Origin of the sequence: Ruegeria sp. HKCCD6119, from assembly GCF_013110585.1 — a bacterium.
Taxonomy (GTDB): Bacteria; Pseudomonadota; Alphaproteobacteria; order Rhodobacterales; family Rhodobacteraceae; genus Ruegeria.
Window position 1 is genome coordinate 1,436,889 of sequence record NZ_WVQV01000001.1, and the last position, 14,991, is coordinate 1,451,879.

Annotated in this window: 12 protein-coding genes; 4 read left to right on the forward strand and 8 right to left on the reverse strand. The window is 58.3% G+C overall.

Annotated elements, in window-relative coordinates; all coding sequences use genetic code 11:
- Positions 1-78: 78 nt before the first annotated feature.
- Positions 79-1,092 carry a hypothetical protein gene (locus GS611_RS07165; RefSeq protein WP_171633716.1) on the forward strand — a complete coding sequence of 338 codons (1,014 nt, stop codon included), beginning with the start codon at positions 79-81 and terminating at the stop codon, positions 1,090-1,092.
- Between the two features lie 6 nt (positions 1,093-1,098).
- On the opposite strand, the gene upp is transcribed toward GS611_RS07165, so the two are convergent.
- The 7 genes from upp to GS611_RS07200 form a co-directional block, all read right to left on the reverse strand.
- Positions 1,099-1,731 carry a uracil phosphoribosyltransferase gene (gene upp / locus GS611_RS07170; RefSeq protein WP_171633718.1) on the reverse strand — a complete coding sequence of 211 codons (633 nt, stop codon included), beginning with the start codon at positions 1,729-1,731 and terminating at the stop codon, positions 1,099-1,101.
- A complete protein-coding gene (locus tag GS611_RS07175; protein WP_171633721.1) occupies positions 1,728-2,714 on the reverse strand; it encodes an adenosine deaminase in 987 nt (328 codons plus the stop codon). The genes upp and GS611_RS07175 overlap by 4 nt, the downstream gene beginning before the upstream one ends.
- The gene (locus GS611_RS07180; protein ID WP_171633723.1) at positions 2,711-3,922 is read right to left on the reverse strand and encodes a phosphopentomutase; all 1,212 of its coding nucleotides are present in this window, start codon (positions 3,920-3,922) and stop codon (positions 2,711-2,713) included. Before GS611_RS07180 ends, GS611_RS07175 begins: the two co-directional genes overlap by 4 nt.
- Positions 3,919-5,226, reverse strand: coding sequence for a thymidine phosphorylase (locus GS611_RS07185; RefSeq protein WP_171633873.1), 1,308 nt, complete (start codon positions 5,224-5,226; stop codon positions 3,919-3,921). Before GS611_RS07185 ends, GS611_RS07180 begins: the two co-directional genes overlap by 4 nt.
- Positions 5,227-5,230: 4 nt before the next feature.
- Entirely contained in the window at positions 5,231-5,647 is a 417-nt protein-coding gene (locus GS611_RS07190) for a cytidine deaminase (RefSeq protein WP_171633726.1), read from the reverse strand.
- A 68-nt stretch (positions 5,648-5,715) separates the two neighbouring features.
- Entirely contained in the window at positions 5,716-6,819 is a 1,104-nt protein-coding gene (locus GS611_RS07195) for a cupin domain-containing protein (protein ID WP_171633728.1), read from the reverse strand.
- Positions 6,782-7,486 carry a hypothetical protein gene (locus tag GS611_RS07200; RefSeq protein ID WP_171633731.1) on the reverse strand — a complete coding sequence of 235 codons (705 nt, stop codon included), beginning with the start codon at positions 7,484-7,486 and terminating at the stop codon, positions 6,782-6,784. Before GS611_RS07200 ends, GS611_RS07195 begins: the two co-directional genes overlap by 38 nt.
- 185 nt (positions 7,487-7,671) lie before the next feature.
- Here GS611_RS07200 and GS611_RS07205 point away from each other — a divergent pair, with 185 nt between their 5' ends.
- From GS611_RS07205 to GS611_RS07215, 3 genes are all read left to right on the forward strand, one after another.
- A complete protein-coding gene (locus GS611_RS07205; protein WP_171633733.1) occupies positions 7,672-9,945 on the forward strand; it encodes an NADP-dependent malic enzyme in 2,274 nt (757 codons plus the stop codon).
- A 366-nt stretch (positions 9,946-10,311) separates the two neighbouring features.
- Positions 10,312-12,201 carry a propionate-CoA ligase PrpE gene (gene prpE / locus GS611_RS07210; RefSeq protein WP_171633735.1) on the forward strand — a complete coding sequence of 630 codons (1,890 nt, stop codon included), beginning with the start codon at positions 10,312-10,314 and terminating at the stop codon, positions 12,199-12,201.
- A gap of 89 nt (positions 12,202-12,290) precedes the next feature.
- The gene (locus GS611_RS07215) at positions 12,291-13,742 is read left to right on the forward strand and encodes an amidase family protein (RefSeq protein WP_171633738.1); all 1,452 of its coding nucleotides are present in this window, start codon (positions 12,291-12,293) and stop codon (positions 13,740-13,742) included.
- Between the two features lie 241 nt (positions 13,743-13,983).
- On the opposite strand, the gene GS611_RS07220 is transcribed toward GS611_RS07215, so the two are convergent.
- Positions 13,984-14,745 carry an NAD kinase gene (locus GS611_RS07220; protein ID WP_245217987.1) on the reverse strand — a complete coding sequence of 254 codons (762 nt, stop codon included), beginning with the start codon at positions 14,743-14,745 and terminating at the stop codon, positions 13,984-13,986.
- Between the last annotated feature and the right edge of the window lie 246 nt (positions 14,746-14,991).

The following is a 14,991-nucleotide window of genomic DNA, read 5'->3' on the forward strand; positions in this document are numbered from 1 at the left end:
ACCTGCGCAACAGGTTTGCGCACGGCGTTTTCACCATGCTAAGCTGCGGCAAAACAATTTCGAGCAGACCCCAACCAGATGACGGCCCTGAAACAGTACCAGCGGATCGAAGCCACCGGTCTGTGGCGCCCTTCGCCCGATGAACAGCGGCGCGAAGTTGTGGTATCGATTGGCAAGGCGACCCTGACCATCTCCGATTTCAATGACAGGGCTTTGACGCATTGGTCTTTGGCGGCGCTTGAAAGACAGAACCCCGGTGTCTTTCCGGCTGTTTTTTGCCCCGACGGTGATCCGGATGAGACACTGGAACTGGGAGAATCCGAAACCACGATGCTTGAAGCGATCGATCGGCTGCAACATGCCATCGAACGTTCGCGCCCCCATCCCGGCCGTTTGCGCTGGATGAGCGTCGGAGGCGTTGTGGCCGCGGTTCTGGCCGTATTGTTGTTTTGGCTGCCCGGTGCGTTGCAAAACCATGTTGTCTCGGTCGTGCCCGAAATCAAACGACAGGAAATCGGAGACACGATACTGCGTCGGATCGAGCGCGTCTCGGGACAGGCCTGCTCGTCTGTGGATGCGCAGGCGTCACTGGATCGGTTGGCCAGTCGTACGGGCGTACGGCAAATCATTATTCTGCCCGCCGGCGTTCAGGACAGTCTCAGCTTGCCGGGTGGCACCGTTCTGTTGAACCGGGCGCTGGTTGAAGACCACGAAGACCCTGCTGTCGCAGCAGGCTATGTTATTGCAGAACGCGCGCGGGCGGCGCTCAACGACCCGCTGGATGATCTGCTGGACAGAACCGGAGCGGCCTCGGCCTTTCGGCTGTTGACGACCGGGGAACTGACACCTGAGATCATCGACACCTATACCGAACAGGTCCTTTCGCAGCCCCGACCTTCCCTTCCGGACGATGACTTGCTGGCGATGTTCTCGCAAAACGCCCTGCCCTCTACCCCTTACGCCTACGCTCAGGACATTACCGGTGAATCAGTACTGGGTCTGATCGAGGCCGATCCCATGGCCGGCCGGACACTGGAACAGGTGTTGCCGGACCGTGATTGGGTCCGGCTACAAAACATATGCGGTGAATAAGCCGGGTTACTTGGTTCCGAACATCCGGTCGCCCGCGTCACCCAGACCCGGCATGATATAGCCTTTCGAGTTCAGCTCGCGGTCCAATGCGGCAGTGACGATGTGCACATCCGGGTGCGCCTCTTTCATACGCGCCACACCTTCCGGCGCGGCCAACAGGCACAGAAACCGGATATCCGTCGCCCCCGCCTCTTTCAGCAGGTCAATCGCCGCGGCCGAGCTGTTGCCGGTGGCCAGCATCGGATCCACCGCGATAACCAAACGGTCTTTCAGGCTCTCGGGTGCCTTGAAGTAATACTGCACGGGCTTCAGCGTTTCTTCGTCGCGATACAGACCGACAAAGCCGACACGCGCAGAGGGAACAAGCTCCAGCACCCCATCCAGCATCCCGTTTCCGGCACGCAGGATCGACACCAGCGCCATTTTCTTGCCCGCCAGTATGGGAGCGTCCATCTCTTCCATCGGCGTTTCGATATTACGCGTGGTCAGGGGAATGTCGCGCGTGACCTCATAGGCCAGCAGCAGCGTTATTTCGCGCAGCAACTGCCGGAACACGGCGGTCGAAGTGCCCTTGTCCCGCATGAGCGTCAGTTTGTGTTGCACCAGAGGGTGATCGACGATGGTCAGATGTTCGCTCATGTTTTCTCCAGTCTCTTCTTGACCCGCGCACGGGTGGCGTCATCGCAAAAGGCCGCATTCAGGGCGGTCTCGTTCAGGGCCGCAAAATCTTCGGCCTCCCAGCCGAAAGCTACGTTCAGCATTTCATATTCCCGCCGCATGGTCGTGTGAAAAAATGGCGGGTCATCCGTTGAGACGGTGACCTTCACGCCCGCATCACGCAGGGCCGCGATTGGATGTGTCGCAAAATCCGGGAAAAGCCCCAGAACCACATTCGATCCCGGACAGACCTCAAGAGTGATGTCCCGGTCGACCAGTTCGCGAACAAGGTCCGGATCCTCGATGGCGCGAACACCGTGCCCGATGCGCTCGACCCCCAGATCGCGGACGGCATCGCGCACGCTTTGAGGGCCTCCAAACTCACCGGCGTGTGTCGTCAGCCGCAGGCCGGCCTCGCGCGCGCAGTCAAACGCCCATTTGAAATCGCCCTGAGTGCCAACGGATTCATTGCCACCCATGCCAAAACCGGTGATCCAGTCGCCCGCAGTCTCTGCCGCGCAATAGGCGCTGCGCTTGGCTTGATCGGGGCCGAAATGGCGCACACAGGTAATGACGCCGCGCAGGGTGATGTCAAACTTGCGCTCGGCCTCGTCCGCCGCGTCCTGAATGGCGTTCAGATAGTCCCGCCAGGCGTGCAGGTCGCCGCCGCCACAAAAATCGGGGCTCAGAAAAGTCTCAGAATAGACGACACCGTTTTTGGCGCTTTCTTCAAGAATGGCCAATGTCAGCCGCCGGAAGTCTTCGGGCGTCTTCAGGACTTCGCAAGCAGCTTCATACACATTCAGGAAATGCGCGAAATCGCGGAAATCATAGGATCCGTCCGGCTTGAAGATACCGCTCAGATCCACTCGTTTTTCATGCGCAAGCTGACGTATGAATGCCGGTGGCGCGGCGCCTTCGTGATGCAGGTGCAGTTCTATTTTCGGCAGATCGGCGACGCTCATAGAAAGTTCCTTCCCGGCCCTTGCGCCGGAATGTTCAGGTGGTGGGCGATGCTGGCGGCAATATCGGCAAAGTCTACCTGGCCGATCTGCCCCGTGCCCGACCCGGAAATCAGAACCGGCACTTGTTCACGTGTGTGATCTGTCCCGGTCCAGCTGGGATCATTGCCATGATCGGCGGTCAACAACAACAGGTCGTCGGAGCGCAGCCCGGCCAGGATCTTGCCGATCTCGTGATCGAACCATTCCAACGCTCGGGCATAGCCGCTGATATCGCGGCGGTGGCCGTAAAGACTGTCGAATTCAACAAAGTTGGCAAAAGTCAGGCTACCCTGTTCGGCGTCATCCACCAGCTCTGAAAGGTGCCGCATGAGTTCAGCGTCCGACCCTTTGCGCAGCGTGTCGATACCCTGCATGGAAAAGATGTCGCCGATCTTGCCCACCGCGTGCACCTTCCGCCCGGCATCCTGCACCCAATTGGTCAGAACCGGTGCGGGCGGCAGAATGGCGAAATCCTTGCGGTTGGCAGTCCGTTCGAATCCCGCCTCTGGCGAGCCGACAAAGGGGCGCGCAATGACACGGCCCACTTTCATCTTGTGCAAGCGCGGTGCAAGTGCGCGGCACATACCCAGCAAACGGTCCAGTCCGAAACTCTCTTCATGGGCTGCGATCTGAAACACACTGTCGGCTGAGGTGTAGCAGATCGGCCAGCCGGTTCGCATATGCTCGGCACCCAGTTCGGCGATGATCGCCGTGCCCGAGGCATGGCAATCGCCAAGGATGCCTTCGGTCCCGGCGGCCTGAGCGGCTGCGCGGCTCAGGTCCGCGGGAAAAGCCGGAACAGTATCCGGGAAATAGTGCCAATCCCACGGCACCGGCAGACCTGCCAGTTCCCAGTGGCCCGAGGGCGTGTCTTTGCCGGGCGAATGCTCGCGCGCGCAGCCCCACAGCCCATTGGGTTTCGCGTTCAATCCGGGGGTTGCGTCCCCAGACGCCAGTCGCGCAGCCGCACCCAAACCCAGCGCATCGAGGGTCGGCAGGATCAAAGGGCCCGAGCGCCCGTCTTCGGCCCGCCCTAAGGCACAGGCCTGCGCGATATGGGCCAGCGTATTTGCCCCACTATCCGGGACGTCGCCATTGAAAAAACGATCGGCATCAGGCGCACCGCCTATTCCAACGGAGTCCATGACGACGAGAAATGCACGGCTCATACGCTGATCCTTTCGTGGATCAGATCCGGAAGCGTCGGAGCCATATCGCTGATCTCAATCGCGCTCAGCACGGTTTCAGCTGCTCGGCGCGCGGCATCTTCCCGAGCAGCATGGATCACTGCAATCGGCGCGCCTTTTGACACGCGATCCCCAAGCCGAAGAACACTGGATATTCCGACGGCGGGGTCGATCTCATCACTTTCGACCTGACGGCCACCGCCCAGCGCAACCACGGCAAGACCCAGAGCTTCTCCGTCAACGGCCGAGATGAAGCCGTCCTGCGGGGCCGGAACCTCTTGGATGACATTCGCCTCAGGCAGGAAGCGGGCCCAGGTATCGACAAACTGAACCGGGCCACCAACCGCTGCCATCATACGCCCGAACCGTTCGGCAGCGCGGCCGTCACGGATGGTTTCAAAGATCTTCTCACGCCCTTCCTCAACCGTTCCGCACATTCCTGCATCGGTCAGCAGGACCCCCCCCAGCTCGGCGGAAATGTCTGCCAAAGGGGACGCATTCGACGTGGTCAGCACCTTCATCACTTCCGCGATTTCCAAGGCATTCCCCAACGCCGGGGCCAATGGTTGGTTCATATCCGTGATCACCGCCGACGTGCGGCAGCCTGCTGCGTTTGCTGTCTCGGTCAATGCGGTGGCCAATTTGCGGGCATCTTCCATCGTTTTCATGAAAGCACCGCTGCCGGTTTTGACATCCAGAACCAGCGCGTCCGGGCTGGCGGCCAGTTTTTTGGACAGGATCGACGCCGTGATCAGATCCAGGCTCTCGACCGTCGCGGTCACATCCCGCACCGCATAAAGGCGCTTGTCTGCCGGCGCGATCTGGCCGGTCGCCCCGACGATGGCCGCGCCGGTATCGCGTAAAATCTGCGCAAGGCGGTCTTGCCCGATCTGAGTGCTGACTCCCGGTATCGCCTCTAGCTTGTCCAGCGTTCCGCCGGTATGCCCAAGACCCCGGCCCGAGATCATTGGGACATACGCCCCACATTCCGCCAGCGCCGGAGCAAGAACCAGACTGACGCTATCCCCGACCCCTCCGGTCGAGTGCTTGTCGATCACTGGCCCGTCCACGTCCCACGTCAGAACGTCACCGCTGTCGCGCATCGCAATCGTCAGATCCGCACGCCCCCGAGGGCCCAATCCGCCCATGCAGACAGCCATGGCGAATGCCCCGGCCTGCGCGTCGCTGACGCTTTCATCCGCAAGCCCCTGCGCAAACCAGGTCAGCTCCTCGCGACCGGGCACCTCCTGCCTGCGCAGTTTTGCTATGATCGAGCGGGCATCCATGCGTTCAGACATCCTCCATATGAGAAGCGTCGAATGCGCCCGGCAACAAATCCCCGATGGTTGTCTTAAATTCAGCACCGTCCACGGTTGCCAGAGTAACCTTAACGTCGCGCTTGCCAAACTCGGCCAGTTTCTGGCGACACCCACCGCAAGGCGGCACAGGCTGAGGGCTGGAGGCGACCACATAGACCTCGGTCAGTTCCTGCTCACCTGCGGCGACCATCGCGGCAATTGCGCCGGCCTCGGCACAAGTGCCTTCGGGATAGGCCACGTTTTCAACGTTGCACCCGGAAAAGATCTGACCCGTCGAAGTCCGAAGCGTTGCGCCAACCTTGAAATTCGAATAAGGCGCATAGGCGTTTTCGCGGACTGACAAGGCAGCGTCTTTGAGCGACATGGCGATTCCCCGTTTTTTGATCATCTGGTCAGAAATTTGGATCGTTACGTAAAAAGGCCGAGGAATTGAAGCCCCCAGCCAGTGTTTTTCAGTCAGCCCAGTGTTGTCGTGAACGTACCGGGCAAGGTTACTTCCAGCAACTCGATGTTGTCCGAGGGCGAGGACAAGCGCGTGCGCATCCCGGGCGGGATGACAAAGGCATCTCCTTGCTCCAGCCGGTAGGGCTCGCGCCCCTCGCCTTCCAGTGTTACCGCCCCGTCCATCACGAAGGTAAAGTGAATGTCCGTATCGTGACTGGCCCATTCGGTATCGCCCTGCCCTTTGCGTACGACCTGGACGCCAGCGACCCCTTTGGTGTTCTCGGCAATTGTCGTATCGCGGCAGATGTAACCTGGAAGACGGAATGGCACCCATTCAGCATCCTTGGCCTGGTTGTAGACAAAGCGCTGCCCCTGCCATTCACGGTCCGGGCGAAAATGCGGCGTGGGAAGCTGCATATCATGGTCGATTTCCGTGACATGTTCCGCTGGCACACCTATCTCGATGACCTGAACATTGTCTGACGCCTCGAGCACGCGGTGACGAATTTCCGGCGGCTGGATAAAGCAATCCCCTGCGGTCAGGCGCATTTTCTCTCCCTGATCCTCGTAGACGACATCCACCCAGCCATGAATGCAGAATATAAGCTGGAACCCGACTTTGTGAAAATGCACCATATCGGGCACCGGGCCCCCGTCCGGGATGCGGATATGGCTGGCGATGATCGATCCACCCAGACGATCCGGCACCAGATCGCGATAGTGCATCCCCGCCCGACCGATGATCCATGGCGCCTGATCCTTGAGCCTGCGCACCACAAAGGAATGAACTGTTTCAGGCATCACCAGCGGCGGATTACGCTCTTCGATTTCGATCCGGGTCCCATTCGGCGCGACAAGAACGCGTTGGCCATCTGCAAAGCTTTCCGGGTCATCTGTCAGGATGCGCAATGTTCCCGGAGCTTCGGGCGCGTCTTTTTCAATCCGCAGCCGCAGACCGTGCCCCGAAAACACTGCGACGCGCGGATCGTCCGCGGGATAGATCATGTCCATCTGCATCCCCAACACCTTGGTATAAAAGGGGATGTCGTTTCGAATTTCCTGGGTAGGCAACCGGAATTCAGCTTGGGTCCGGGAAGGCACGTATGTCTTTGTCATGAGATGTCTCGTCAGAATTAGATTTTGACCATCCGATCAGAACAGAGGCCAAAATGCCAATCGAAAAGAACATCTCGAGCGTTTCTTCCATCACAAAAAGGCGCGTCTTCACAACTGACGACAAAGCTTGGCCGTGCAGACCGGTGAATTCTTCAAGAAGCTGAGCGATGACGGCAAGACAGCCGGCCGCAATGAACACGATCAGAAAAGACGCGCGCTGTTTGACAGCACACCATCCCGTCGGGATCCCATGCCAGATGACACCGCCCAGAACAACGCAGGCCAGAACGACCCTGACCAGAGTGACGTCCAGCACCACATCCAGACCGTCAAGGATCAGGAACGGCAAACTGCCTTCAGGATAAACGCCTGCTTCCAGCTCACGCTCGGCCAACAACAGGAATGTCAGCCCGATATACAGCCGGGTGACACCTGGATATCGCCACAAAGCCGCCACACCTGCTGCAAACAAACACGCGGCGGAAATTGTTTCAAACAACCCGCCTTCCTGATTGAAAACCAGTGCCTGTTCTGGCCAGATGCCAACAGCACCAAGAAGCACAACACCTGACAGCACCGCCAACCAAAGGATTAGCCGCACAACTCCGGTATCCGACACAGAACCGGAAAACAGGCCATCGACCTGATCATTTGCCTTGAAAGTCATTACTGCTTCGTCTTGCCTGAGTGTTTGTTCGTTTCGCAAAGTTGCCTAGATGTAAAAAAAATATGTCAAAATTCAACCCATTTCGGGTGTGCAACTGCGCCACGTCGGCAAAATTACGCAACGTAGCCAAGCTTGGACGAATAGTTTAATGTTAAATCAAATTCTAAGAGGGAACTGAAACTTCAATGTCTGACACCCCCAGCCTGCGACAGGCCGCGCTTGACTATCACGCCCATCCGAAACCCGGAAAACTTGAGATCAAGGCCACGAAACCGATGGCCAACGGTCGCGATCTGGCGCGCGCCTATTCGCCCGGCGTGGCCGAGGCCAGCCTTGAAATCAAAGCCGACGCCGCAAACGCGGAAAAGTACACGGCGCGCGGCAACCTTGTCGCCGTGGTATCCAACGGCACCGCGGTTCTTGGTCTGGGCAATATCGGGGCGCTGGCCTCGAAACCAGTGATGGAGGGCAAAGCCGTCCTGTTCAAAAAATTCGCTGGTATTGACTGTTTTGATATCGAAGTAGACCAGCCTGATCCGGAAAAGCTGGCGGATATCGTCTGCGCACTAGAACCGACATTCGGGGCCATCAACCTGGAAGACATCAAGGCACCGGATTGTTTCATTGTCGAAAAGCTGTGCCGCGAGCGCATGAACATTCCCGTTTTTCACGACGATCAGCACGGAACCGCAATTGTCGTCGGGGCTGCGGCCAAGAACGCTTTGCATGTGGCGGGGAAATCCTTTGCGGACATCAAAGTCGTATCAACCGGCGGCGGGGCTGCGGGGATTGCCTGCCTGAACATGCTGGTGAAACTGGGTGTGAAACAGGAAAACATCTGGCTGTGCGATATTCACGGGCTCGTCTACGAGGGGCGCGCCGAGGATATGAACCCGCACAAGTCGCAGTTTGCGCAGAAAACGGAATTGCGGACTCTGGATGATGTAATCGGCGATGCGGATCTGTTTCTGGGCCTGAGTGGCCCGAATGTCCTGAAGCCTGAAATGGTTCAGAAAATGGCCGATCGTCCGATCATCTTCGCACTGGCCAACCCAACGCCAGAAATTCTGCCTCAGGCCGCGCGTGAGGTTGCACCGGACGCGATCATCGCCACGGGGCGCAGCGATTTTCCCAATCAGGTCAACAACGTATTGTGCTTTCCGTTTATCTTCCGGGGCGCTCTGGATGTGGGCGCCACCGAGATCAATGACGCAATGCAGATCGCCTGCGTTGACGGCATTGCGGAAATGGCCCGCGCGACGACAAGCGCCGAGGCCGCAGCCGCCTACAAGGGCGAGCAACTGACCTTTGGGCCGGATTACCTGATTCCGAAACCTTTTGATCCGCGTTTGGTGGGTGTCGTCTCGTCTTCCGTTGCCAAGGCAGCCATGGAAAGCGGCGTCGCAAAGCGCCCCATCAAGGATCTTGAGGCCTATAAGGAAAAACTCAACCAGTCTGTTTTCAAGTCGGCGCTTTTGATGCGCCCCGTATTCGAGGCCGCGGCCGTCGCATCCCGTCGCATCGTATTTGCCGAAGGCGAAGATGAAAGGGTGCTGCGGGCTGCACAGGCCATTCTTGAGGAAACAACGGAAACACCGATCCTGATCGGACGCCCCGAAGTCATCGAATCCCGATGCGAAAAACTGGGCCTGACCATTCGCCCGGGCACAGACTGCCAGATCGTGAACCCGGAAAACGATCCGCGTTATTACGATTACTGGAACTCGTATCATCAGATCATGCAGCGCCGAGGTGTGACCCCGGATCTGGCCAAGGCGATCATGCGCACAAATACAACCGCCATCGGCGCGATTATGGTGCATCGGGGCGAGGCTGACAGCCTGATCTGCGGCACGTTCGGCGAGTATCGCTGGCATCTGAATTATGTTGAACAGGTGCTTGACGATGGAAACCTGCGTCCGCACGGCGCGTTGTCGCTGATGATTTTGGAAGACGGCCCCCTGTTCATCGCCGATACGCATGTCCGGCAATTGCCGACACCCGAAGAACTGGCGGAATCCACCATTGGCGCCGCGCGGCATGTTCGCCGATTTGGGATCGAACCCAAGATCGCATTCTGTTCGCAATCACAATTCGGCAATCAGGCAGAAGGATCGGGAAAGCGCCTGCGCGCTGCATTGGACATCCTGGACCAGAAACCGCGCGACTTTGTCTATGAAGGCGAAATGAACCTAGATGCGGCCCTTGATGCGGATCTTCGGGCACGAATTTTTCCGGGTTCTCGCCTACAGGGCGCGGCAAATGTGCTGATCTTTGCTCATGCGGATGCGGCCAGCGGCGTGCGCAATATCCTGAAAATGAAAGCGGACGGGATCGAAGTTGGCCCCATTCTGATGGGAATGGGCAACAAGGCGCACATCGTCACCCCGTCCATTACCGCACGCGGTTTGCTGAACATGGCTGCCATCGCGGGGACACCGGTGGCGCATTACGGCTAAGCCGGCCGCCCCACGCCCTGCACCGCATCCCCCATAGGGGTGCGGTTAACACAATTCTCACCTTTTGACTGCTATATGTGGTTGCTTCTCCTTGGTAGCCATGGGGCACACGAAAGAATGGTGAATTGGCTTTGCGCCGAGTCGCCTCGGACGTGATCTTTTGCACAGTCGAATTTGCAAGTTTGCAAAATGGCCTTTTTGGCGCAGAAAATCCAATGCTGGAAAAGATGTTTGCAAAAATTTGCAAGCTGTTGCGCGAATTACTGCAAATATTTTGCGATAAACTGACGCGTCGTCATTTGACGCGCTTGCCCGATAGTTTTCTGGGTCCTAACACAAAGACCAAGTCGTTGTGAGGAGGACGAGATGGCGTATCAGGACGTTTATGACAGTTGGAAGAAAGACCCCGAGGCGTTCTGGATGGACGCCGCCAAGGGGATCGATTGGGTCAAAGAACCCAGCAAAGCTCTGTTCGACGACAACGCGCCTTTGTATGAATGGTTCAGCGACGCACGGGTCAATACCTGCTGGAACGCCGTGGACCGCCACGTGGAAAACGGGCGCGGCGAGCAGACAGCCATCATCTATGACAGCCCGATCACCCATACCAAGCGCGAGATTTCCTATGTCGAGCTGCGCAACCGCGTGGCCAATCTTGCCGGCGCGCTGCGGGCGAAAGGTATCGAGAAAGGTGACCGCGTCATCATCTACATGCCGATGATCCCCGAGGCGCTTGAGGCGATGCTGGCCTGCGCACGTCTGGGCGCTGTGCATTCCGTTGTGTTCGGCGGATTTGCCAGCAACGAACTGGCGGTCCGTATCGACGACGCCAAACCCAAAGCCGTCATTGCAGCGTCCTGCGGTATGGAACCTGGCCGGGTCGTACACTACAAGCCGCTTCTGGACGGTGCCATCGAACTTGCCAAGCACAAGCCGGATTTCTGCGTCATCTTTCAGCGCGAACAGGAAGTTGCGCAGCTGATCGAAGGGCGCGACTACAACTGGCACGGGTTCCAGTACGGTGTCGAACCGGCGGAATGTGTTCCCGTCGACGGCAATGATCCGGCCTACATCCTGTACACATCGGGCACCACGGGGGCACCCAAGGGTGTCGTGCGTCCCACTGCCGGACATCTGGTGGCACTGAACTGGACCATGAAGAACATCTATGACGTTGATCCCGGTGATGTATTCTGGGCGGCCTCCGATGTGGGTTGGGTCGTTGGACATTCCTATATCTGCTATGCCCCCCTGATCCACGGCAACACGACGATTGTGTTCGAAGGCAAACCGGTCGGCACCCCTGATGCGGGAACCTTCTGGCGCGTGATCTCGGAACACAAGGTTAAAAGCTTCTTCACCGCCCCTACGGCGATCCGTGCCGTGAAACGAGAAGACCCCAAAGGCGAATTGATCGCCAAGTACGATCTGTCTCATCTGCGGGCACTGTATCTTGCGGGGGAACGGGCTGACCCCGACACCATCATCTGGGCGCAGGATGCGCTGAAGGTTCCGGTGATCGACCATTGGTGGCAGACCGAAACCGGATGGGCCATCGCAGGAAATCCGCTGGGTATCGAAGAGCTTCCGATTAAGCTGGGTTCGCCCGCGAAACCGATGCCCGGCTATGATGTGCAAATTCTCGACGAAGGCGGCCACCCAATGAAAGCCGGCGAACTGGGGGCCATCGCGGTCAAACTGCCATTGCCTCCGGGCACCCTGCCGACCTTGTGGAACGCCGAAGAACGGTTCCGGAAGTCATATCTGGAGCATTTCCCCGGGTATTATGAAACCGGCGATGCCGGCATGATCGACGAGGACGGATATCTTTACATTATGGCCCGCACCGATGATGTCATCAACGTCGCGGGTCACCGCCTGTCGACCGGGGGGATGGAGGAAGTGCTTGCCGCTCACCCGGACGTCGCGGAATGCGCGGTGATCGGCGTATCGGATCAGCTTAAAGGTCAGATGCCCGTTGGGTTCCTGTGCCTGAATGCCGGCGCTGATCGGGATCATGGCGACGTGGTTCAGGAGGTCGTCAAGATGGTGCGGGAAAAGATCGGCCCGGTGGCGGCCTTTAAACTGGCCGTCGTCGTCGACAGGTTGCCCAAGACACGTTCGGGTAAAATCCTGCGGGGTACGATGGTGTCGATTGCAGACGGTCAGGATTACAAAATGCCTGCAACGATCGATGATCCAGCCATTCTTGACGAGATCAAAGAGGCCTTGCAGACAATCGGTTACGCCAAGTAACCCGAGGGGCGGCATTAGCCGCCCATTTTTTGTCTTCTCTTGCAACCGGAAGCAGCCCCTCTACTGTCACGTTAAGACAGTGAGGACCCATGACACACACCGATATCTGGCGTCTCAGCGCCACAGACCTGACCACCCTGACAAGACGCGGCGACCTGAGTGCAACCGAGGCGGTTCGGGCCTCGATCGAGCGAATGGATGAGGTCAACCCCGGTTTGAATGCGGTGGTGGAAGACCTGCGCGAGCAAGCGTTGGAACGTGCCGAAGCGCTGGACAATGCGCGGGCTGGCGGCAAACCCACGGGTCCGCTGCATGGCGTGCCGGTCACGATCAAGGTGAACGTTGACCAAAAAGGCCATGCCACAACCAACGGTGTCGTCGCATTGAAAGATGTGATTGCACCGGATGACGCCCCGGTTGTGAGCAATCTGCTAAAGGCAGGGGCTGTTGTTGTCGGGCGAACCAACACGCCCGAGTTCTCTTTCCGCGCCGACACGGACAATCCGCTGTATGGGCGTACGCACAACCCCTGGGGGCGGCATATCTCGCCCGGCGGCTCTTCCGGTGGCGCTGGCGTCGCGGTCATGGCCGGAATCGGCGCGCTGGCCCATGGCAACGATATCGGCGGCAGCCTGCGCTTTCCCGCGGCGGCCAACGGAGCCGTGACCGTGAAACCCGGGCTGGGGCGTGTCCCGGCATGGAACCCAAGCCAGAAAGTCGAACGCGGTTTGCTGGCGCAGTCGATGTCAGTTCAGGGTCTGATAACCCGGTCGGCTGCTGACCTGCATCTGTCCATGCCCAGCCTGATCGCCGCCGACGCGCGTGACCCGTTTCACGTGCCGATGCCCTGGCGTGGTCCCGATCCTGACGCGCCCGTCAAGGTGGCCTTTACCAAGAACACATTCGGCTATGCCCTGCACCCCGAGGTGGAAAAAGCGCTCGACACGGCACGGGACGCACTGACCGATGCGGGTTATGTGGTGCAAGAGATTGACCCGCCTGATGTATTTGAATGCGGTCGGATCGGTTACCGTACGCTGATGGGCGAAGTGCTCACGCTCATGCAATCAGATATCGAAACGGTCGGTTCGAAAACCATTCAGAATATCTTTGCGGTCTATTTCCAGGAGTTCCCGCCAATTGTCGAAACCGAGATGGTTCAGATGCTGGCCAAACGAAGCCACTATGCGCGGGAATGGTCCCTGTTTTTACAAGATTACCCTTTGGTGCTGTCGCCTTTCCTGCCACAGCCGTTCTTCAAACCTGACCGGGACACCGAAGGCGCCGACGGAGTGCATGAGGTTCTGGGGTGCGCCGTTTATTCCTATGCGATGAACTTTCTGGGCCTGCCTGCGGCATGTGTCCCGGCCCGGCTGGCTGAATTGCCAAAGGGCCCACAGCCGATCAATGTTCAGATTGCAGCACAGCGCTGGCGCGAAGATCTGGCGGTGGATGCGGCCTCGGCAATCGAGGCACGCGTGGGCCAAATGTGCCTGCCGCTTTGGGAGAAGTCAGAGTTGCAGGGCGGCTGCAAAAAATAGACCCCGGGACATTGTACCCGGGGTCCGACTGCTAAAATAAGCCCGGATTTCTGATGACGAGCGTAGCACCACCCACCCTCGCCAGCGCAAAATCTGCGCAATCATTCGAATACGCCGTTCAGGTGGCCACTCACTCCCACCTTGGCGTGTTCTCCGGGCTATTTCACATTAGCCAATCGTTAAGGGAATTCCTGTGAACTGCTTCACATAGGCGTGAGAAAAAATTGGGAGATGGCCGATTTTACGTGAATTGTTCGGATATTAGACGTTCTTCCAACCCATGGCCGGGGTCGAAAAGGATACGGTGCGCAATGGCTGGTTCCGACCTGATCTCGACCCAGTCTATATCCGGGAAAGAAACGGAATCAGCAGCCACGATGACCGGTCGCTTGTCAGCTTCGACCACATCGAACCTGACTTTCGCCATTTTCGGCAACAAGGCACCGCGCCACCGCCGTGGGCGAAACGCCGCGATGGGTGTCAGGGCCAGAACGTCAGCGCCAATCGGAACAATCGGCCCATGCGCGGAATAGTTATAGGCGGTCGATCCCGCAGGAGTGGCAAGTAATGCCCCGTCACAGACCAATTCGGCCATGCGCACCCGGTCGTCTACGCTGATCTTGAGCCTTGCTGCCTGAGGACCGGCGCGTAGCAATGACACTTCGTTGATCGCCAAGGCTTGGTGCAGTTTTCCTGATTGGTCCATCGCCTGCATGGCCAACGGGTTGATAACCTCTTCTTCGGCATCCTCCAACCGCGCCATCAGATCGTCTTCGTGATACTCATTCATCAGAAAGCCGATCGTGCCGCGATTCATCCCGTAAACCGGAGTATCGAGATGCTGCACATTGTACAAAGTGTGCAACATGAAGCCATCACCCCCAAGAGCAACCACAACATCTGCGTCGCGGGGCGCCACATTACCGTGTTTGGACACCAGAATATCCCGGGCCGTTTGCGCCACTTTGACCTCACTGGCAAGAAAGGCGATTCTTTTTTTCATGTTTTCCGGTTTCCGGTGCTGCACATTTGGTTCCGAAACAAACATACCTTTCCCCGATAGGCCAGTCTTGACGCCGCAGCGGGCCAAATCGTCGCTTTAAGCCTTTTGCGAATGTGGCGTTTCCGATAGGAAATCCGCAAGATTTTTACCCAGCCATGTGGAGCGCCCATGAACGCCAATCTTCGTGATACCGGATTTTTCACCCAGTCCCTTTCTGATCGTGATCCCGAGCTTTTTGGCTCGATC

Bases quoted from the DNA above. Each gene is read 5' to 3' on its own strand.
- GS611_RS07165 (WP_171633716.1), top strand. From the start codon at position 79: ATGACGGCCCTGAAACAGTACCAGCGGATCGAAGCCACCGGTCTGTGG.
- upp (WP_171633718.1), bottom strand. From the start codon at position 1,731: ATGAGCGAACATCTGACCATCGTCGATCACCCTCTGGTGCAACACAAA.
- GS611_RS07175 (WP_171633721.1), bottom strand. From the start codon at position 2,714: ATGAGCGTCGCCGATCTGCCGAAAATAGAACTGCACCTGCATCACGAA.
- GS611_RS07180 (WP_171633723.1), bottom strand. From the start codon at position 3,922: ATGAGCCGTGCATTTCTCGTCGTCATGGACTCCGTTGGAATAGGCGGT.
- GS611_RS07185 (WP_171633873.1), bottom strand. From the start codon at position 5,226: ATGGATGCCCGCTCGATCATAGCAAAACTGCGCAGGCAGGAGGTGCCC.
- GS611_RS07190 (WP_171633726.1), bottom strand. From the start codon at position 5,647: ATGATCAAAAAACGGGGAATCGCCATGTCGCTCAAAGACGCTGCCTTG.
- GS611_RS07195 (WP_171633728.1), bottom strand. From the start codon at position 6,819: ATGACAAAGACATACGTGCCTTCCCGGACCCAAGCTGAATTCCGGTTG.
- GS611_RS07200 (WP_171633731.1), bottom strand. From the start codon at position 7,486: ATGACTTTCAAGGCAAATGATCAGGTCGATGGCCTGTTTTCCGGTTCT.
- GS611_RS07205 (WP_171633733.1), top strand. From the start codon at position 7,672: ATGTCTGACACCCCCAGCCTGCGACAGGCCGCGCTTGACTATCACGCC.
- prpE (WP_171633735.1), top strand. From the start codon at position 10,312: ATGGCGTATCAGGACGTTTATGACAGTTGGAAGAAAGACCCCGAGGCG.
- GS611_RS07215 (WP_171633738.1), top strand. From the start codon at position 12,291: ATGACACACACCGATATCTGGCGTCTCAGCGCCACAGACCTGACCACC.
- GS611_RS07220 (WP_245217987.1), bottom strand. From the start codon at position 14,745: ATGAAAAAAAGAATCGCCTTTCTTGCCAGTGAGGTCAAAGTGGCGCAA.